The organism is Streptosporangium lutulentum (assembly GCF_030811455.1).
In the GTDB taxonomy this organism is placed as follows: Bacteria; Actinomycetota; Actinomycetes; order Streptosporangiales; family Streptosporangiaceae; genus Streptosporangium; species Streptosporangium lutulentum.
This window is the reverse complement of sequence record NZ_JAUSQU010000001.1, coordinates 3,398,041-3,417,308: the sequence shown is the minus strand read 5'-3', so window position 1 is coordinate 3,417,308 and position 19,268 is coordinate 3,398,041. Positions and strand designations below refer to the sequence as shown.

The following is a 19,268-nucleotide window of genomic DNA, read 5'->3' as shown; positions in this document are numbered from 1 at the left end:
CCGCGAATCGGCTCGCGGCCCGGCCCTCCTTCTCTCGTGGCGCGTCAGGCCGCCGGCTCCTCCACCTTCGTGGCGGGGTCGCCGTCGACGGCCGCCGCGAGCTGCGGAACGAGCCGCTCGATGACGTACGGCAGGCTCAGCACGGTGACGAACGAGAAGGCCTTGCCGTAGTCGGTGGATTCCCCGATGAAGACCTCGCGGCTCTCCTTCGCCACGTTCAGATCCTTGTAGAGCTTGTCCTCGTGCAGCGCGGCCGGGCCCTTGACGAGGTCGGGCACGGTCCACACGATCGCCTTCTGGTCGAGCAGGTCGCTGCGCTCCTTGCTGATGCTGGCGCCGAACTGGTCACCGATGACGGTGTCGAGATCGGACGGCAGTGTGAAGCCGAGCGAGGTGAGGGTGCGCGAGCGTGAGTCCTGGCTGCCGTAGACGAAGAACCCCTCGTACGGCGTGGCCACCACGGCACCGGCCCCGGCGAACTCCGGGTGCTCCTTCCTTGCGGCCGCGAACGAGGCGGTGACGTCCTCGACGAGCTTCCTGCCCTCGGCCTCCTTGCCGAGGGCCTTGCCGATGATCTCGGTCTGCGCCTGCCAGGGGATGCCGTAGTCGTTGTACTCCTTCGGCTGGGCCACGACCGGGGCCAGCTTCGACAGGGTCTCGTACTGCTCCTTGGTGAGGCCCGAGTACAGCGCGAGGATCAGGTCCGGCGCGAGCGCGGCGATCTTCTCGACCTGCGGTCCGGTGCCGGTGTCGGTGAGCATGGTCGGCACGGCGGCGGAGCCCAGCTTGCCGGTCGCCCAGGGGCCGATGGCGCCCTTGTAGCCGCCGAGCCAGTCGGTGGTGCCGACCGGGACCTTGCCGAGGGCCAGCACGGCGTCCTGGTCGGTCAGGCCGACCGTGACGATCCGCTGGGGTTCGGACGTGATGGTGGTGCTGCCGAACTTGTTCTCGATCGTCACCGGGAAGGCGCCGCTCCCCGGTGCGGCGGCGCCGGAGCCCGCGGTGCCGGGAGCGGCGGCGGGGGAGCCGGAGCCGGAGCCGCACGCGGCGGCGGTACCGGAGAGCAGCAGCATGGAGACGAACGCCGCGGCGAGCCGGGCGCCTCTCAGGGAGCGGAGCATCAGGGGGTCCTTCGTTTTCTCGTCAGACGGTGGACGCGTTGGGTGTGGAAGGTCAGAGGGGAGCGGCGGCGTCCTGGGCGGGGGAGCCGGCGGGTGGTGCAGTGTCATGCGAAGGAGCGGCGAAGCGGGTGTCCGACCACGCCCCCCAGAGGGCGGCGTAGGTTCCGCCGGCGGCGCGCAGCTCGTCGTGCCCGCCGCTCTCCACGATCCGGCCGTCGTCCATGACGACGATGCGGTCGGCGGTCGCGGCCTGGGTGAGCCGATGGGCGACGATCAGGGCGGTGCGGCCCTCGATCGCCCGCTCGGTCGCCTTCTCCAGGACACGGGCCCCGGCGCTGCCCGCCTCGGCCGTCGCCTCGTCGAGCACGGCGATCGGCGGGCCGGCCAGGACCAGCCGGGCGAGGGCGAGGTGCTGGACCTGCGTGGCGGTGAGGCGGTGGCCGCCCTCGCCCACGACCGTTTCCAGGCCGTCGGGCAGGGCCTCGGCCCAGGTCAGGGCGCCCACCCGGGTGAGAGCCTCGCGCAGCTCGTCGTCGGTGGCGCCGGGGCCGGCCAGCCGCAGGTCGTCGGCGAGCGGCCCGGCGAAGACGTGCACCTCCTGGGTGACCAGGGCCACCGCGGGGCCGGTCCCGTGCGGTCCGGCGACGGCCAGCCGTACGGAACCGGTGGTCGGCCGGTGGATGCCGGCGATGAGCTTGGCGAGCGTGGTCTTGCCCGCGCCGCTGGCGCCGACCAGGGCCACGCGCTCCCCGGATCGGAGCGTGAGGTTCACGTCGTGCAGCACGGGCCGGCCGGGCTCGTACGCGTGATCGACCCCGGTCACCGTCACCACCTCGTCCAGCGGGGCGGTGGGTTCCGGCGACCGCGCGCGCGTCCGCTCCGGCTCCTCCACCGGCCGGTCGGCGACCCCGACCAGCCGGGCGAGGCTCGCGCCGGCAGACTGCGCGTCGTCGATCAGCACGAGCGCGGAGTTGATCGGCGTGAACAGGCTGTGGAAGTACAGTGCCGCGGCCGTCGCGGTGCCGATGGACGTGGATCCGCTGCGTACCAGGAGGAACCCGACCACCAGGACCGCGGCCAGACCGATGTACTCGCCCAGGTGCAGACGGCTGTAGAACCGCAGCATCAGCCGGACCCCGCGCATCGTCAGCTCCACCGCGGACCAGGATCGCCGGGTGACCAGCTCGGTGTGCTCATCCTCCAGCCGGAACGCCCGGACGGTGGAGGCGCCGCCGATGGTATCCAGCAACTGCTGCTGCTGGACGCCGGTGGCGACGCGCTGCTCGGCGTAGATCGAGGAGGCTCTGCGCACGTACCAGCGCGCGGTGTGCGCCTGGATCGGCACCGCGAGCAGTGCCGCGAGCATGAACCGCCAGTCGAGCACCGCCAGCGCCCCCAGCGTCAGCACGATGGCCAGCACCGAACGGACCAGCTCGGGAAGGGCGCTCCGGATGGCCTCGGCCACCAGCGAGACGTCGCCGGTGATGCGGGCGGTGAGGTCGCCCGAGCCGGCCTTCTCCAGTTGCTCCAGGGGCAGACCCAGGGCTCGCTCGACGAACCGTTCGCGCAACCGGGCGAGCACGGTCTCCCCGAGCTGCGAGATCAGCGACAGCCCGAGCGCGGTGGTGATTCCCTGTGCGACCGCGACGAGCACCAGGAGCACCGCCGGCATGGTGAGCGCCTCGACCGGGCGGCGGACGGTGACCAGGTCCACGATGTGTCCCAGCAGCGGCTGCGTGAGCAGTCCCACGACGGTCGCCGCGACCATCACGACGAATCCGCCGAGGAGCAGTCCCCGGTGCGGGCGCAGCAGCTCGCGGACGACGGCGCGGGTCCGGGCCGGGGTCGCGACGGGCAGCAGCTCCCGAGCCCCCTCCGGCGCCCGCGCCGCGTCCGCCTCCCGGTCCCGTGAGGTGTCCGGGGTGTCGGCTCCGGCCGGATCCGGCATCTGGTGGTCCTCCGTGGTGGTCGTCGTCTCGGCCTTCCCGGTACCGGGGCCGCCGCTCACGCGAGGACCGCCGTCCGGTAGGCGGCATGGCGTCGTACCAGGTCGGCGTGTGAGGCCGTGTCGGTGATCCGGCCGCCGTCGAGCAACACCACCCGGTCGGCGACCGCGAGCAGCGCGGGGCTGGTGGTGACCAGGATCGTCGTGCGGCCCCGGCGGATCTCACGGATGCCGGGGGCGATGCCGGCCTCGGTGACCCCGTCGACCGCGGTGGTCGGATCATGGACCACCAGCACGGCCCGGTCGGCGGCCAGAGCCCGGGCGAGGGCCACGCGCTGGCGCTGCCCGCCGGACAGTGAGTGCCCGCGCCCGCTCACCGCCGTGTCGCCGCCCCGGGGCATCGCCCGGACGATCTCGTCGGCTCCGGCCGCGGCCATCGCCGGTCCCGGATCGGCCGACCCGGGACCGGCGGCGCCGACATTGCTCCACAGGGTGCCCTCGAACAGGTCCGCGTCGTGCTCGGCCACCAGCACCGCCAGGCGGAGGTCGGCCGGGTCCAGCTCGCGCAGCGATACGCCGTCCAGCTCGACCACCCCGGCCTCGGGGTCGGCCTGCCGGCTCAGGCAGCGCAGCAGGGCCGCCGCGTCCGCGGGGTCGGTCGCGGCCACGCCGAGCAGCTCGCCGGGCGCGACGTCCAGGTCGACCTCGCGCAGCCCGCCGTGACTGACGCCGCGCAGCCGTACCTCACCCCGTACCGGCAGCGGCAGTCGCCCGCCGCCTGCCGTGACGTCCGGGGGCGTGGACAGGACCTCGGCGATGCGCGCCGCCGACGCTCGGCCCTGGGCGAGATCGGCGTTCACCCAGGCGAACACCTCCAGCGGGCCGAGCAGGAACAGCGCGAGCCCGACCGCCGAGACCAGCTGGCCCAGGCTGATGTCGCCCTGGACGGCGAGCCGCCCGCCGACCAGCGCGACGACGGCGATGAAGCACCCGGTCAGGGCGAGCACCGTGCCGTTCTGCAGGGCCTCCGCCCGCGCCGCGCGCAGGGTGGCGACCAGCGAGACACGGCTGGTACGCCGGTAGCGGTCGACCGCCGCGTCCTCGGCGCCGATGCCCTTGAGCACCCGCAGCCCGGCCACCAGGTCGGCGGCGACGCCTGACGCGTGCGCGGCCCGCTCCTGCTCGGCCTCACTGCGACGTTCCAGCGGCTTGCTCACCAGGTGCCCGAGCCAGAGCAGCACCGGCGTTCCCAGCAGCACGATCAGGCCGAGCGGGAGGGAGATCCACAGCAGCACCACGGCACCCACGAGAAGCCCCATGATCGCCGATATCCCGAACATCACCGCCAGGTTCACGGCGCCGACCCGCTTGGCGTCCTCGGTCGCGATCGTGGTCAGGGCGCCCGGCAGCCGGCCGTTCTCGGCCCCGCCGCCGGGGTGCAGCACCCGCCGTACGAGCTCCACGCGCAGCACGTGACCGGCCTGTTCGGCGGCCCGTTCCCCGGCGCGGGCGCCGAAACGGAAGCTGTACGACAGTCCCACGTAGACCACGGCGAGGACGGCGAGCCAGAGCAGCAGCGCGCTCACCTCGCCCCTGGCGACGGCCTGGTCGATCACGATGCCGATCAGGACGGGGACCAGCGCCTCCCCGGCTTGGTGCCCGGCTCCCAGGAGTGAACCGAGCGCGACGTCCCGCCGTTGCCCCCTGATCGCACGCCTCAGGACATCTCGTCCCGACGAAGCCGCCAAAACCACCCGTACTCCTCAGGAACAGCCCTATCAGGAAATTTAGGTAAGGCTAGCCTACATTTGCAGCGGTGGGCCAGTCCTGCCGGTTTCCGGCCGGCGGGCTCGCGTGCTCGCCGATCCGGATCGGGCCTCCCTCGCGCGCGCCTCCGACGGGTCGAGCCGGGCGAATGAACTGGACTTGCCAGTCCAATTTTTGGCGTGCATATTGGACCCGATGGTCCACCCGGGGCGGTGGACCTCGTCAAACGCCGGAAAACCCTCGAACGCGGAACAGGCGTCGGGGGCGCGTAAAGGAGATCACCACGATGGATTTGCGACTCAGCGGCAAGCGGGCACTCGTGACCGGATCGAGCAGCGGGCTCGGTGAGACGATCGTCAAGCTGCTGGCCGCCGAAGGCGCCTCCGTCGTCGTCCACGGACGGGACGAGGCAAGGACCGCGGCGGTGGCCACGTCCATCCGTGAGGACGGCGGTGACGCCGCCGTCGCCATCGGCGACCTCGGCACGGACGCCGGCGCCGACGCGGTCGAGGCCGCGGTGACCGGAGGCGGGCCGGTCGACATCCTCGTCAACAACGTCGGCGTCTACGACATGACGATGAGCTGGACCGGCTCCTCTCCCGAGGACTGGGCCGAAATCTACAATGTAAATGTCATCTCCAGTGTGCGAATGATCCAGCGCCTCGTTCCCGGCATGCGTGAGCGCGGATGGGGACGGGTCATTCAGATCAGCAGCGTCACCGGCGAGCTGCCCGCGGCGAGCCAGCCCCATTACGCGGCGACCAACGCCGCTCGGAACACCCTCGCCACGTCCCTCTCGCGTGAGCTGAGGCATTCCGGGGTGACGTCGAACTCCGTCGCGGCGGGAGGCGTTCTCACCCCCGCCATCCAGGAATTCCTGGTGAACATGGGTCGGCGGAACGGCTGGGGGGAGACCTGGCGGGAGATCGAGCCGAACCTCGTCAACGGGCTCTCGCCCAACGACGTCGGCCGCGTCGGCCGGCCCCGCGAGTACGCCGACCTCGTCGCGTTCCTGGCCAGCCCGGTGGCGGGTTACATCACCGGCGCGACCTTGCGCATCGACGGAGGCTGGCACGACGCGTGACCGGACCGGCCGACACGCTCATCGCCACCGACGCCCTGCTCGTCACCTCGCCGCCACCGTACGGAAGACCTTCTGTCCTGGTCCCGGGAATGCCGGTCCTGGCGCCGCCGTTGGGAGCCGGGTTCGGCCGAAGCGCGTCCCCCGCCGCCGACCGCCCGCAGGCCCCCGGAATCTTGGGGAGATCGCCCAAATGCGGATCTTGTCGGCCTTGTCTGCGAGCATGCCGGGCATGGGAGATTTGACGTCACCGGCAGACCCGCGGCAGTGGGCTCCGGCCGGGAACGGATACGAGCTGAGCCTCGACGACGACAACGAGCTGATCTGCCGTGACGACCGGGGCGCCGTGCACGAGCCGATACCCCGGCAGGCGCTGGAGACCAGGGCCTACCCGGCATGGGCGCTGGTCCACGACCCTGCCGGTGCGAAGACGGCTCTGGCCACCGTCCCCGTCCTCCATCGGGCATCCCGCGCCACGTCCGGCGACGCGGCGGACATCTACGGGCGGTTGGCCCGCGGCCTGCCCGTCGAGCAGCTGCCGGTCTTCTGGGAGCATGCCGCCCGGGCACTCCTGCGGGCGGGCGACGCCAAGCGGGCCGCCTCCGCGTTCGGCAGGGCGCGCGAGGCCGAAGAGACGCACTCACTGCCGATCGAGGCCGCCTCATGGTGCGCGGCCCACCTGGAGTTCGCGGCGGCCGGTGCGCTGAGCGGCAAGACCGCCGGCCGGTTCGCGGCCGGGCTGCGAGACCGGTTCGAGCCCAAGCCCGCCCTCGACGCGCTGGCCGAGCTGGCCGAGGTCCGCACGCGGAGCGGGCTGCCGCCCTGGCCGGAGCTGCCCCGCCAGATCACGACGCTCGCGGAGGCCGCCGGGAACGAACCGGCCGACGAGCGGCGGCGCCTCATCGAGCGGCTGCTGCCGCTGCCCGCGTTCCGTCATGCCCCCGCGGAGCTGTGGAAGGCGCTGCGCCCGGAGCTCGTCTCGCTGGCGAAAGCCTCGCCCCGGGTGCGGAGCATGCTGCTGGAGCTGTTCCCCTCCGCCGACGGGATCGACGGCTGGTGGCTGGAACTCCTCGGAGAGTGCGAGGCGCTCGCCGCCCTGACCGGCGACGACGCCTACGGCGTGGAGCCCTCGGACGGCGCGGCCGGCTGGCTCGGCCGGGCGGTGCTGCACGCTCAGCGGCCTCACCGGGACAGATACGCCAGAACCGTGCCGCGGGAGTTCGCCGCCCTCGTCGTCTCCATGAGCGCCCGGCTCGCCGCCGACGGCGTCCCGGTGCGGCTGGACGGGCTCTCCAACGGCCGCCGCGAGATCGATGTCCGGGTCCTGGAGACCTGCCTGGCGCACGGGGTGCCCGTGGCGGCCCCGGTGCCGGACGCCTCCCTCGACTTCTCCGTCTGGCTGTCGGACCGGGACGCGGATGAGGACATCCCCGCGCTCGCCGCCGACCCGGGCTTCGCGCCCCTGGTGCGCAGGCTCGTCGACCGGCCGGGCAGGGACAACCTCGCGCGGGTGCCCGCGCTGCGCCCGCTGCTCCGGACGCCGTCGGCGGGGGCGCTCATGCGGCATCCTCTGGACGACGAATCCCTCGTCAACGCGCTCTACGGGCTGGTCGGCAGCGTCAGCGCCAACAGAACCCTGTCATCCATCCAGGTCGCCGACGCCTTCCTGAAGGGCTCACTGAGTCAGGACCAGATGGAGGAGGCCGGCGCCACGAAGTGGCCCCAGATTCGGTGGGAATCGCTCATCGGCCGGATCGGCGGGGTGGCGTTTCGCGCGGCGGCCGCCTCGACCCGCCCCGAACGCCGTGAACGGTTGCTGGCCCTGCTGGAGGTCTGGGCCGAGACCGTGTTCGCGGACCCGGACGCGCCGCTGCGCGTCGGCGTGGTGGAGGCCGAGCGGAGCGTCGTCCGCGACGAAAGCGGTGCGGCCGTCGCGACGGGGTGGGTCCACCAGGTCGGGCGTCGTTTCGTCGACCTGCGCACCGGTGAGGCGGATCCGCCGGCCCTCGGGACCGTCCTCACGGTGGCCGGCGTCCCGCGCGGCTGGGGCGACGCCGGCCGGTTGCGCCGTCTCGTCTCCCTCGTCCGCGAGCGCGGTCCGGTGCCCTGGGATCGCGAGGCCGTCGACCTTCTCGCGGAACGCACCGGGCTGAGCCGTGCCGCGGCCGCACTCGTCCTCGCCGGAATCCCCGGCGCCGGCAGCTACACGCTGCCCTTCCTCGACGCGACGGAACGCGGCATCCTCCAGATCAAGGCCGCGGAGGTCGACGACGCCCGTGTGGAGCTCGGCAAGCCGACCGACGAGCAGCGGCTCGATCTTCTGGCCGGCGCGCTGCCCGAAGACCCGGAGCGGCTGTGGGAGCCCGGCGGGCTGCGCGCCGTCGCCGAGCACGTGGCCGAGGGGTGGATCGAGCGGTTCGGCCGCAGACCGCGGATACCCGAGGAGACCCTGGCCGCGGCGAGGGCGCTGGGGACGCCGACGATGTCCGGCGGCGATCTGTGCGCGGCGCTCGCCGACCCGCGCGGCCTTCCGCTCCTCACCGCCGACCTCGACACCTGGCTCGAGAGGGGGCGTCACATGGTAGACGTCGCCGGCGTCGAGAGGAGGGTCCCGGAGTTCAAAGAACTCCTCACCACTCTCGCCAAGGGCGTCCGCTGGGCCTATGCCGAACTTCCCGCCGGTGACCCCGTCCGAGACGGTGCCTGCGACACGGTGGACCTGTTGTGGGAACGGCTGGCCCATCCGGGCCTGCTGCTGGAGGCGGGACTGCCCGGACGGGAACGTGACCGGCCCGAACAGCTGCGGGCGCTCTTCGGCGACGAGCCCTATCGGAGCCGTGAGCCTCTCGGGGCGGACGTCGTCGACGACGGGTTGACCGTCGCGCTCCTGGGCCGGAACACCTCGTTCGACGACCGTGCGAGGCTGTTCTTCCGGCCCGCGCTGTTCACCGAGGACTCCCGCTCCCAGACCCTGATGACCACGCTCTGGTACGGCAGCCGGGAGTTCACCGCCGTCGAATGGCTGCTCGACGACGCCTGCCGGCGCATGACGGCGCGGATCCGGTCCGGTGCGCTGCCCGGTGGCGCGTACGAGGCGAACCCGCGGGCCGTCGTCCCGGACCTCGTGGCCGAGGTGGGGGAGCGGCTGGGCCTTGAGCCGGACCCGGCGGCCCTCTATCTCCAACTGCTCGCGCTGCTCGCCCCCACCGACAAGAACGTCCGCCTCTGGAACGGCTGGACGCCGGCCCGTCACAAGGGCGCGGTGGCGGTCCTGGCCGGGCGCGGCCTGGTGGTGGAGGCCAAGCGGGCGCGCGCGGGGCGCGGCGTGTTCCTGCCGGGCGGCTGGGCGAAGGCGGACAAGCCGCACCTGCCGGTGGAGACCTGGAAGGCCGGGCCGTACGGGCTCACGCTCTCCGGCGACAAGGTCAGCGGTGAGTTCCTGCCCGCCAGGCCGCTGCCGGAGTTGTTCGCCGCCGCCTGGCAGCGCGTGCTGGACGGTGACGGACCCCGCTGACCCCTCGTCTCACCGGGGTGGCCTGCCCTGACCTCCGTCTCATGGAGCGGGAGGTCGGGGCATGCGGCGGATCCCGCCGTGTATGACGCCGGACCGGCCGTCACGCCATCGCCGGCGGCACGGTCCGGGCCGCCGGCACGTGGCGTCTTCCGTCAGGTGGTGCCGCGATCAGCTCGGTCCGGGCCTACGGCGCGCGGCGTCTTCCGTCAGGTGGTGCCGCGATCGGTCAGAAGAGGGTCAGCGGTTCGACCGGAACGGGTTCGGGCAGCGGCTCGATCCCGGGCAGCAGCGCCCGCACGTCATCGTGAAAACGCCGGGCGAGCATCGGCGCGTCGGCGTTGTCGGGGGTGTGGATGAACACCGTCGGCGAGCGGCCTTCGCGCAGCCATCCGGCGACCGTGCCGATCCACGGCTGCCAGCCCTCGACCGTGCGCGCCGTGTCGTCCCGGCCGAGATAGCGGACGATCGGACGGTCGGTGAGGGCGAACGCCCGCCGTGGCACGCGCGGTTTCTTCGCCCACGCGTCTCGCTCGGCGTCGCTGGTCGGGGGACTCCGGAAGAGGGTGTCGGTGTCGAACGGGATCCACTCGGCATCGGAGCCGGCGAGAACGCCTTTGAGCAGCCGCTCGGATCGCGCGTCGTCGAAGAACGCGCGGTGGCGGACTTCGACGGCGTACCTGTGCGAGCGGGGGAGCCGGTGGAGAAAGCCCGCCAGGGCGCCGAGGTCGGTCGGGCCGAACGACGCCGGCAGTTGGATCCAGAGGGCGTGGGCTCGCGGCCCGAGCGGCTCGATCGCCTCTAGAAACGATCGGAGCTCCTCGTCGACGCCGGTGAGGCGGCGATCGTGCGTGATCGACTTGGGCAGCTTGGCCACAAAACGGAAGCCGGGGGCGGTCTGCCGGGCCCACGACTCCACCGTGCTCCTCGTCGGTGTCGCGTAGAACGTCGTGTTGCCCTCCACCGCGTTGCACCAGGTCGCGTAGGACCGCAGGCGCTCCCCCGGAGGAAGCGGATGGGGCAGGAAGCGTCCCTGCCACGCCGTGTTGGACCACATCGCGCATCCCACATGAAGCCGCATGGCCTCGACGCTATCCAAGGTTCGCAGGAGAGAGGACCGAAGGGGTACCGCCGCCCGTGCCCGCCGTACGGCGGGCACGGGCCGGGCGGCTCACTTCACGATGATGGCGGCGATCTTGCTGATCGGCTCGGCCAGCGCGTTGATCGCGTCGGAGAGCTCCTTCAGCTCCTCCTTGGACAGCTCGTTGTGCAGCCTCCAGCCGTCGCCCTTCTGGTGGGAGTCCAGTGCGGCCTCGGCGGCGGTGAACTTCTCGTCGAGCGTCTTGACCAGCTCGGGCGAGCGCTCCTCCAGCACCGGGCGCAGCGACTGGACGGCCGCCTTGGATCCCTGCAGGTTGGCGTCGAAGTCCCACAGGTCGGTGTGCGACCAGACGTCCTCCTCGCCGGTGATCTTCCCGGTGGCCACCTCGTCGAGCAGTTCCTTTGCGCCGTTGGCCAGCTGGACGGGGGAGAGCTCCGCGGTGTTGGACTTGTCCACGATGGTCTTGACGTCGGTCATGAGCTTGTCGGCGATCGAACCGTCCTTGGAGACGTCCTTCTTGATCCACAGGTCCTTCTCGATCCTGTGGTAGCCGGTCCACTTCTGACCCTCCTCCAGGTCGGCCTCGCGCGCGTCGATGGCGGGGTCGAGATCGCCGAAGATCTCCGCGACGGGCTCGATGCGCTCCCAGTAGGTGCGCGCGACCGGGAAGAGGTCCTTGGCCTTGTCGATGTCGCCGGCCTTGACGGCGTCGACGAACTCCTGGGTCTTGACCAGCAGCGTGTCGCTCTGCGACTTGACGTAGCGCTTGTAGCTCGCGGTGGCGTCCGCCAGCATGGCGTCGTCGGTCAGCGGCGTGTGCTCGCCGCTGACCTTCAGCGGGTTGCGGATGCCATCGCCGATCATGCCGGGCTTGCAGGCCGTCTCGTAGGTGCCGGCGGGCAGTTCGACGATGACGTCGCGGGTCAGGCCGGGGACGATGTTCTCCACCTCGCCCATCACCCGGTCGCCCGGCGCGTAGACGTAGAACTCGGTGACCTTGGAGCCGCCGTTGGTGATGGCGAACGTGGAGGTGCCGGAGCTCACCTCGCTGACGGCGACCTTGCACTCGGTGTCGTTCGCCGCAACAGCGATCTTGCTGTCCTTGGCGGGGCCGGCGCTCGCGGCGGTGCTCGCCTGCTGGGGCTCGCCGGAGCAGGCGGACAGTGCTGCCAAGGCCAGCCCGGCGGCGACGAGGGTGATGGACGTACGCATGGTGCTCCTATTTAGGCAGGTGTCGTGACGGCGGGCGCCGGGCGCTTGGACTGCGGGCGAAGGAAGAGAATCAGCGTGGGCACCGCGTAGACGACCCAGGCGATAGTCTCCAGCACGGTCGGCTGCGGAGTGATGTTGAACATGCCGGCGACCAGCGCGCCCCACCAGGAGTCGGGGGGAAGGATGGCGCTGATGTCGAAGGCTTGGGTGGAGAGACCCGGAAGGATGTTGGCCTCCTGCAGGTCGTGCACGCCGTACTTGAAGATGCCGGCGGCGACCAGGATCAGCAGCAACCCCGTCCAGGTGAAGAACTTGGTGAGATTGACCTTGAGCGCGCTCTTGTAGATGCCCCAGCCGAGCACGATCGAGGTGAGGATGCCCAGGCTGATGCCGATCAGCGGGGTGGCGCTCGTGGTCGCGCCCTGTACGGAGGCGAAGAACAGCAGCGAGGTCTCCAGGCCCTCGCGGGCCACGGCCAGGAACGCCATGACGGCCACGGCGACCGGACCGAGCCGGATCGCCTCGCCGAGCTTGGTGCGCAGGTCGCCGGAGAGCGACCGGGCGGCCCGGCGCATCCAGAAGATCATCCAGGTGACGAAGACGGTGGCGAGCAACGAGGTGATCGCGTCGAACAGTTCCTGCTGCTGGTGTCCGAGGTGAGCCGCGGTGAAGGTGAGCAGCGCGCCGAATCCGACGGCGAGCACCACCGCGGCGATCACCCCCGCCCACACGAGGAAAAGGCGGTCTTTGCGATCGCCCTTGACCAGGAACGCGACGAGAACGGACACCACGAGCGTGGCCTCGAGCCCTTCGCGCAGGCCAATGAGGTAGCTGGCGAACACCGTCACTCCAAGGGTCATTAGGAAGGCTTGCCTAAACTAGGGCAGGCAAACCTTACTTGATATGCCCTCAAGTTTCCTTCGTGGGGTGTATCGAGTCAAAAATGACACACTGTCCCTAGAGTCGGGATCTTGGTGAGGACCCGGACCGGACATGATCATCATCCACGCCTGTCGGCGATTCCCGCCCCTGAGCGGTCGGCGGCTCGCGGCGGCCTGCCGTCGTAAGCTGGCGACATGACGCACGTACCTGACCCGGCATGCGCGGTGGCGCACGGCGACGCGCGGCCGGACAGCGAGACGCGCACCCTGGTCGCGGTGTTCGCCTCCCCGGTCGCCGGGTTCCTGCTCAGCTTCGGCGCCGAACTGGGGTTCCGCACGCTACTCCTGGAACCGGACCCTGCGCTCGCGCCCTCCGGAGCCCTGACCTCCGCCGGCCCGGAGCTGGACGGCACGGCCGATGTCGTGGTCACCGACCACCATCGCGCCGAGGTGGGGACGGTACTGCGAGACGTCCTCGCCCGTCCGGTCCGGTGGGTCGGCATCATGGGCAACCCGCGCCATGAGGGCCCACACGTCAAGGCACTCGCCGAACTGGGCGTGCCACCGGAGAAGATCGCCCAGGTCCATCGCCCCGTGGGTCTCAACATCGGTTCCCGCACGCCGCCGGAGATCGCCCTCGCGACTCTCGCGGGCCTGCTCGCCGACCGCAACGGCCGTCCGGGTGGCTTCCACTTCTGAGACACGGCACGCGACACACCCGATCCCGGCGCGCCGGCCGCGGCCTTGCCGAAGACGGCGGGGTGACAGAGGGCTCCAGGAAAGCGGCGGTGCGACGGGGCTGCCCTAGAAAAGCGGCGGGGTGACGGCCGCGTCCGCCGGGATCGGCTCGCCGGGCGCGAAAAGCCGGATCACCCCGTACTCACCGTCGTATCCGGGGTCCCGGATCACCTCGCCGCGACGCAACCGGCGTACGGCCTCGGCAAGCGGCAGGGAGCGGGCCGCGATGTCGTCGATGGGCGTGTTCTCCAGGATCGCCAGCTCCGGCCCCAGGGCGGCGACGAGCGCGTCGACCTCCGCGAGCACCTTCTTGCTCGTCGGTCCCACGCCGAGGACCTCACCCACGATCTCCTGGAACGGGACGAGACTGCGGAAACCGGCGGCGCCGTCCGGCCGCACGGGCTGCTTCCGGTCGGCCAGCTCTTCGACCCGGCTCAGCACCCCCACGGTGAGCGGCTTGCCGCACACCGGGCAGACACCGTCGCGCCTGCGCGTCTCCTCCGGGGTCATCCGGACGCCGCACTTGCGGTGCCCGTCCAGGTGGTACCTGCCCTCCTCGGGAAAGAACTCGACCGTCCCCTCGTACCCGGCGCCGGTCCGCAGCGCGCGCAGAATCGCGAAGTAGTCCAGGCCAACGTCGAAGACGGTGGTCTCACGGCCGATCCTGGGCGGTGAGTGCGCGTCGGAGTAGCTCACCATCCGGTAGCGATCCAGGCCGGAGACCCGCCAGTTCATCTCGGGGTCGCTGGACAGCCCGGTCTCCAGCGCGAAGATGTGGTCGGACAGCTCGCCGTAGCACTCCTCGACCGTGTCGAACCCGGACTTGGAGCCGAACACCCCGAACCACGGCGTCCAGACGTGCGCCGGCACCAGATAGGCGCCGTCGCCGCAGTCCAGGGTGATCTCCAGCAGGTCGCGGGAGTCCAGGCCAAGGGTGGGCCTGCCGTCCGAGCCGAGGTCGCCGATCTGGGCCAGCCTGCGGTTGAACGCCTCCGCCGCGTCGAAGCCGGGCAGGTACACCAGGTGATGGATCTTGCGGGTGCGCCCCGCGCGCCGGTAGACCGTGGAGATCTCCACCGACAGCATGAACCGCACCGGGTCGGAGGCCACGCTGGGCGGCAGCCTGCGAGAGGTGTCCTTGTCCAGCTCCGCGCGCAGCCGGAACAAGCCGGGCTCCGCCGGAACGAGGGACTCACGGAGGTGGTCGAACCAGACCGGATGGGTGAAGTCGCCGGTGCCCATCACAGTGACACCCTTGCGCCGTGCCCACAGCGTCAGGTGCTCCAGGTCGCTGTCCTTGCTGCAGGCCCTGGAGTATTTCGAGTGCATGTGTAGATCGGCGTGAAAGCGCACCTATGACATTTTGTCACAGGTCGAACACGCAGAGCCTGAAGGTCCACCAAGCCGACTCCGTCGAACTCGGGGTACATCAAAGCCTGCAGCAATCCCGGCGCGGTTCACCTGGGCCAAGCTCATGGCAGCGGGCCTGACCCTAACTGCCGATGATCTACGCGCCTACGGGACCCTGGCGGCCAGAGCAGAGCAATCGTCAATACCTGTGGATCAAGATCTTTTAAGCGGCTGCGGATGGGACGTGGTCGTCGGGTCGTTCGACGAGCTTGCCGCCGGTGAAGGTCGCCCCGGCGCGGACCAGCGCGACCAGATGAGGGGCGTTGACCGCGCGCCAGCGGGCCTGGGCGGACTCGATCAGCTTGAACGCCATGGCCAGCCCGGCAGCGCGTGAGCCGGGCCCCTTGGTGACCTTGGTGCGGTGCCGGACGGTGGCGAAGGTCGACTCGATCGGGTTGGTCGTGCGTAGGTGCACCCAGTGCTCGGCCGGGAAGTCATAGAAGGCGAGCAGCTCCTCGAGGTCGTCGACCACCTTGGTCACGGCCTTGGGATACTTGGCGCCGTAGGCGGCCTGGAAGCCCTTGACCGCGGCCTGGGCATGGTTTTTGTCCTCGGCGTTCCAGATCTCGGCCAGGGCCTTCTTCGCTGCGGGGTGAGCGGACTTCGGCAGCGCCCCCAGCACATTAGCGATCTTGTGAAACCAACACCTCTGCTCTCTGGCCTGCGGAAACACCTCCCGAAGCGCGGACCAGAACCCCAGCGCACCGTCCCCCATCGCCAGCACCGGCGCCCGCATCCCGCGCCTTTTGGCATCGCGCAGCAGATCGGCCCACGACTCAGCCGACTCCCGATAGCCGTCGCTCAGCGCGACGAGTTCCTTGCGGCCATCAGCGCGCACCCCGATCATCACCAGCAGGCACAGCTTGTGCTCCTCCAGCCGGATGTTGACGTGGATGCCGTCGACCCACAGGTAGACGTAGTCGGCGCCGGACAGGTCGCGGGCGGCAAACGCGCGCTGCTCGCCCTTCCAGGTCTCGGTCAGACGAGTGATCACCGGCGCGGACAGGCCCGCGGTCGAGCCGAGGAATTGGCCCAGCGCGGGGATGAAATCGCCCGAGGACAGGCCGTGCAGGTACAACAGCGGCAACACCTCGCTGACCTGCGGGGTCTTACGCGCCCAGGCCGGCAGGATCGATGAGGAGAACCGCTGACGCTCACCCGTCTGCTCGTCGATGCGCTTGTCGTTGACGCGCGGGGCCGTGACCTCGATCGCGCCGGCCGCGGTGAGGATCTCGCGCGGCTGATGGGAGCCGTTACGCACCACCAGACGGCGACCGGCCGCATCGCGCTCGTCAGCGAAGGCGGCGATGTAGGCGTCCACCTCGGCCTGCAACGCGGCGGCCAGCATCTTACGGGCGCCCTCACGGACGATCTCATCGATCAACGAGGAGGCGGCGGCCGTCGATGAGCTGTCGTCAGCGGGCGGTTCGGGCACTACGGTGAGCGGCACGGGTGTGCCTTCCCGACCGACGCGCCAACGTCGGCCTTATCTCGAAACCATCATCGGATGATCCGGGAAGGTACACCCCTCCCCGGCAGATCCACAGGTTTCGATCATTGCTCGCCAGAGCATCCGGCTGGCACGCCACCTACTACCCGATTGAATCCGTGCCCTGGTAGGGGTCTCGCTGTTCGGAGGATGCCGGATCGACGAGATCCGCCGCCTCGAACTCGACTGCATTCGCTGGGACGAGGCCGTCGATGAGTCCACCGGGCAGCCCTACAAGATCTGCCTGCTGCACGTGCCACCGAACAAGACCTCTCGAGTCTTCTCCAAGCCGGTCGGCCCGATCATCGGCGAGCTCATCCAGGCAGGGCAGGCCGTGCGCCCACGTCAGAGGGAGACCGAGACACCGTCGTAGCACTCGTCGAACGCCTCGCCAGCATTCCCGCGCCGGCAGGACCCACCCCTGGGGAACTGGGCACACAAACAGCGTTCATCCCCCTGACGTCTCTGCGAACAGCCTGCCTGAGGGCCCGTTATGAGCTTCCCCATCACGTTCACGCGTCCGGGGACAGGTCAGCTCACCGAATCACTGAGGTCGGGTCGCCCGCAGGGCCCCGGCAAAGTCGGTTGGGCGGCTCTTGATCATGTGAGGCCGAGGAGGGCCAGAGGGCGGGTGGCGTCTCGGGAGAGGTGCCGGATGGCCTGGGCGAGGTTGGTCGCGCCGGTCAGGCGCAGAACGCCGATGGCGAGGTTGCGCAGGGCGGCCATGTTGCGGGGTGCGTTGCCGGTGCGGGCTTGGGAGTGGTCCTCGCCGTAGGTGACGTCGCGGACGTAGTGGAGCCGATTTTCGATGCTCCAGTGGCCGCGGATCCATGCGGCGAGGTCGGCGGGGCTGGCCTGCCAGGTGGGCAGGCTGGTGATGGCGTAGACGGTCACGGTTCGCCATTTGCCCTGCTTCAGATCCCTGACCTGGCGTTTGATCTGCATGGCTTGGACAGCGTGCGGGAAGAGCAGGCCGGCTTTGACGGTGAGCACCTTCAGCGTGCGGCGTTCCTCGCGGCCGTGTCCGCGATCGCGCCGGCGGTCGGCAATGGGGACCCGTTTCCACAGCAGGCGTTTGAGCTGGGTGTGCAGGCTGGGCTGATTCTTCTTCACGATCAGTATGTAATGGGCGTTCTTCTTGGTCACCAGGAAGGTGGCATGATCGCGCTGGGTGTGCAGCGCGTCGGCGGTGAGGACACATCCGTCCAGGTCAAGACCTTCCAGCAGGGGCTGGAATCGGGTGATCTCGTTCGTTTTGCCGTCCACGTCGGTCTGGGCCAGCACCAAGCCGGAGTTGTGATCGAAGGCGGCCAGCAGGTGCACGGTGCTGTGTTCGGCCAGGCGAGCACCGCGTAGCGCCTTGCCATCCACCGCGATGGCCTGGCGTTGTCGGCCGCGCCCGGATGTCGGGGCGCTTTCGGCGTGTATCTGCAGGCGGGCGGTCAGCCACCCAGTGAGGATCGCATCGAGCATGTCGGCGTCGACAACCTCCAGCAACCGGCGGATCGTCGCCTCGTGTGGTGGCCGATGAGCTCCGATCACGGGGTCGCGTCTGACCTCCAATATGGCCTGGACCTGGACTGGAGCATCAGCGATCCATTCGCCGATCGCGGTGAAGGACCGCGCTCCGGCCAGGACCGCCGCTGCGGCCACTGCCAGTACCGAAGCCAGCGCGTGTCGGATCCCGCGTCGATCGCGCGGATCGGGAACCTGCCGTAACTGATCCAGCAGGCTGGCGTACTCGGCGACTACGACGGGCATGGAGTCGCAGCTCACTTCGGCCAGTTGGTTCAGGGCAGGGTTGATCGGCAATGATGAGGGGGCAGGCACGGCCTTCTCTGATCATTTGGCGTAGAGAACCTCATGATCTCGAAGATCGTGCCTGCTTGCTTACCGGCCGGCTTCGCGTCCGTCACTCCGCGAACCGGACATCACATCATTCAACGCCACTATGCCGGGGCCCTGGGGTCGCCCGAGGATGAGATTCCTTCGGGCGACCCGACCTTACCGACACTCACTCTGAGGGCGCGTACGAACTCGAGTGAGTAAGAGCCGAGTACCGATGCCTTAGAATTCCTAACAGAATGAGGTCGGCAGCGTCCGGGAACATGGCCAATCGTCGAACCGAGGGTGAGGAAGGGTGAGCGGCCACCGCGGATTGTCCCCGATGAGACCCGGCAACGTATCGAGTCGCTGCTACCCACGATCGAACGCCGTTACCGCGATCCCGGACGCAAGCAGAGCCTCATTGGGCATGGGGACCGGAAAGTGAACAGGGAGTACGACAGGCACAAGGTCAGCCGTCCCGCGTCACCCCGCGACCTCCCCGTCGGGCGGCGACAAGGAGTGCGATAACGCTGGCCGCATAGGCGACGGGCGCCAGCGCCCAGAGCCCTCCCTCCGGGTGCGTACCGAAGTGGAAGTCCGGTTGACTGCCGGCGAACATGTCCGCGGTGGCATCCGCCGGCGGAAGGGTTATCGGAAGTTCTCCCAGCACGAGCCACAGATGGAGCAAGGCCAGGACACCGCAGATCGCGCTGATAGTGCCGACCAGCGTGCGAGATCTTTTCATGGCGGCGACGCCCATCAAAAGCGGCAGGACGCCGATGACAAAGACGTCCAGAGCTATGAAGTCCCGGTTCGAGACCCCGGGAAAGAAAGTGGCGAGCATTGCCAAAGGCAAGGGAAGGGGAGACCCTCCGCTCTCCGTCGTGGCGAGCAACGCCCACGGCACCAGCGAAGCACTCACTGCCACCACGAACCACGCCTGCGAGCGACGGTCTGTTGGCACGTCCTTCCGCATCAGCATTGAAAGATCGTATAGGACACTTCCGGAGTTGCCCCAGTTTGGGTAGACGGCCCACTCCAAGGACCAATCATGTTCCCAGACGCGGCCGACCTCATTCTGTTAGGAGTTCTTAGGCCGATCCGTGGGCCGCCGGTAATATGATCATCGCTACTGCCAATTTCTGTGTTCTACCAGTCCCGGAGGCCGATAGCGCTTGTACAGG

Annotated in this window: 13 protein-coding genes; 3 read left to right on the top strand and 10 right to left on the bottom strand. The window is 69.9% G+C overall.

The window, feature by feature from the left end; all coding sequences use genetic code 11:
• Nucleotides 1-44: 44 nt before the first annotated feature.
• From J2853_RS15365 to J2853_RS15355, 3 genes are read right to left on the bottom strand one after another with little or no spacing between them, the layout of a single operon-like run.
• Nucleotides 45-1,121, bottom strand: coding sequence for an iron-siderophore ABC transporter substrate-binding protein (locus J2853_RS15365; protein ID WP_307558455.1), 1,077 nt, complete (start codon nt 1,119-1,121; stop codon nt 45-47).
• 52 nt (nt 1,122-1,173) lie between these two features.
• Complete coding sequence (locus J2853_RS15360) at nt 1,174-3,129, bottom strand: ABC transporter ATP-binding protein (RefSeq protein ID WP_307558453.1); 1,956 nt, start codon at nt 3,127-3,129, stop codon at nt 1,174-1,176.
• Complete coding sequence (locus J2853_RS15355; RefSeq protein WP_307558452.1) at nt 3,126-4,820, bottom strand: ABC transporter ATP-binding protein; 1,695 nt, start codon at nt 4,818-4,820, stop codon at nt 3,126-3,128. Before J2853_RS15355 ends, J2853_RS15360 begins: the two co-directional genes overlap by 4 nt.
• Before the next feature lie 299 nt (nt 4,821-5,119).
• Here J2853_RS15355 and J2853_RS15350 point away from each other — a divergent pair, with 299 nt between their 5' ends.
• The gene (locus J2853_RS15350) at nt 5,120-5,917 is read left to right on the top strand and encodes an SDR family NAD(P)-dependent oxidoreductase (protein WP_307558450.1); all 798 of its coding nucleotides are present in this window, start codon (nt 5,120-5,122) and stop codon (nt 5,915-5,917) included.
• A 229-nt stretch (nt 5,918-6,146) separates the two neighbouring features.
• Nucleotides 6,147-9,428: a hypothetical protein gene (locus J2853_RS15345; RefSeq protein ID WP_307558448.1), complete on the top strand. Its 3,282-nt coding sequence runs from the start codon at nt 6,147-6,149 to the stop codon at nt 9,426-9,428.
• A gap of 226 nt (nt 9,429-9,654) precedes the next feature.
• Here the strand turns inward: J2853_RS15345 and J2853_RS15340 are convergent, their stop codons facing one another.
• From J2853_RS15340 to efeU, 3 genes are all read right to left on the bottom strand, one after another.
• Nucleotides 9,655-10,506, bottom strand: a complete 852-nt coding sequence (locus tag J2853_RS15340) for a DUF72 domain-containing protein (RefSeq protein WP_307558446.1) — start codon at nt 10,504-10,506, stop codon at nt 9,655-9,657.
• 90 nt (nt 10,507-10,596) lie between these two features.
• Nucleotides 10,597-11,739 carry an iron uptake system protein EfeO gene (gene efeO / locus J2853_RS15335; protein ID WP_307558444.1) on the bottom strand — a complete coding sequence of 381 codons (1,143 nt, stop codon included), beginning with the start codon at nt 11,737-11,739 and terminating at the stop codon, nt 10,597-10,599.
• 11 nt (nt 11,740-11,750) lie between these two features.
• Nucleotides 11,751-12,599, bottom strand: a complete 849-nt coding sequence (gene efeU / locus J2853_RS15330) for an iron uptake transporter permease EfeU (protein WP_307558442.1) — start codon at nt 12,597-12,599, stop codon at nt 11,751-11,753.
• 216 nt (nt 12,600-12,815) lie between these two features.
• On the opposite strand from efeU, the gene J2853_RS15325 reads away from it, so the two are divergent.
• Entirely contained in the window at nt 12,816-13,319 is a 504-nt protein-coding gene (locus J2853_RS15325; RefSeq protein WP_307558440.1) for an XdhC family protein, read from the top strand.
• Between the two features lie 105 nt (nt 13,320-13,424).
• Here J2853_RS15325 and J2853_RS15320 read toward each other — a convergent pair whose 3' ends face one another.
• From J2853_RS15320 to J2853_RS15305, 4 genes are all read right to left on the bottom strand, one after another.
• A complete protein-coding gene (locus J2853_RS15320) occupies nt 13,425-14,711 on the bottom strand; it encodes an endonuclease Q family protein (RefSeq protein ID WP_307558439.1) in 1,287 nt (428 codons plus the stop codon).
• Between the two features lie 220 nt (nt 14,712-14,931).
• Entirely contained in the window at nt 14,932-16,203 is a 1,272-nt protein-coding gene (locus tag J2853_RS15315) for an IS256 family transposase (RefSeq protein WP_307568692.1), read from the bottom strand.
• A gap of 654 nt (nt 16,204-16,857) precedes the next feature.
• Nucleotides 16,858-18,018, bottom strand: coding sequence for an ISAs1 family transposase (locus tag J2853_RS15310; protein WP_307555645.1), 1,161 nt, complete (start codon nt 18,016-18,018; stop codon nt 16,858-16,860).
• A 535-nt stretch (nt 18,019-18,553) separates the two neighbouring features.
• A complete protein-coding gene (locus tag J2853_RS15305; RefSeq protein WP_307558438.1) occupies nt 18,554-19,066 on the bottom strand; it encodes a hypothetical protein in 513 nt (170 codons plus the stop codon).
• Nucleotides 19,067-19,268: the final 202 nt, after the last annotated feature.

Coding starts and splice junctions, on each gene's coding strand:
- J2853_RS15365 (WP_307558455.1), bottom strand. CDS start 1,121: ATGCTCCGCTCCCTGAGAGGCGCCCGGCTCGCCGCGGCGTTCGTCTCC.
- J2853_RS15350 (WP_307558450.1), top strand. CDS start 5,120: ATGGATTTGCGACTCAGCGGCAAGCGGGCACTCGTGACCGGATCGAGC.
- J2853_RS15345 (WP_307558448.1), top strand. CDS start 6,147: ATGGGAGATTTGACGTCACCGGCAGACCCGCGGCAGTGGGCTCCGGCC.
- J2853_RS15340 (WP_307558446.1), bottom strand. CDS start 10,506: ATGCGGCTTCATGTGGGATGCGCGATGTGGTCCAACACGGCGTGGCAG.
- efeO (WP_307558444.1), bottom strand. CDS start 11,739: ATGCGTACGTCCATCACCCTCGTCGCCGCCGGGCTGGCCTTGGCAGCA.
- efeU (WP_307558442.1), bottom strand. CDS start 12,599: ATGACCCTTGGAGTGACGGTGTTCGCCAGCTACCTCATTGGCCTGCGC.
- J2853_RS15325 (WP_307558440.1), top strand. CDS start 12,816: ATGACGCACGTACCTGACCCGGCATGCGCGGTGGCGCACGGCGACGCG.
- J2853_RS15310 (WP_307555645.1), bottom strand. CDS start 18,018: ATGCCCGTCGTAGTCGCCGAGTACGCCAGCCTGCTGGATCAGTTACGG.
- J2853_RS15305 (WP_307558438.1), bottom strand. CDS start 19,066: ATGCTGATGCGGAAGGACGTGCCAACAGACCGTCGCTCGCAGGCGTGG.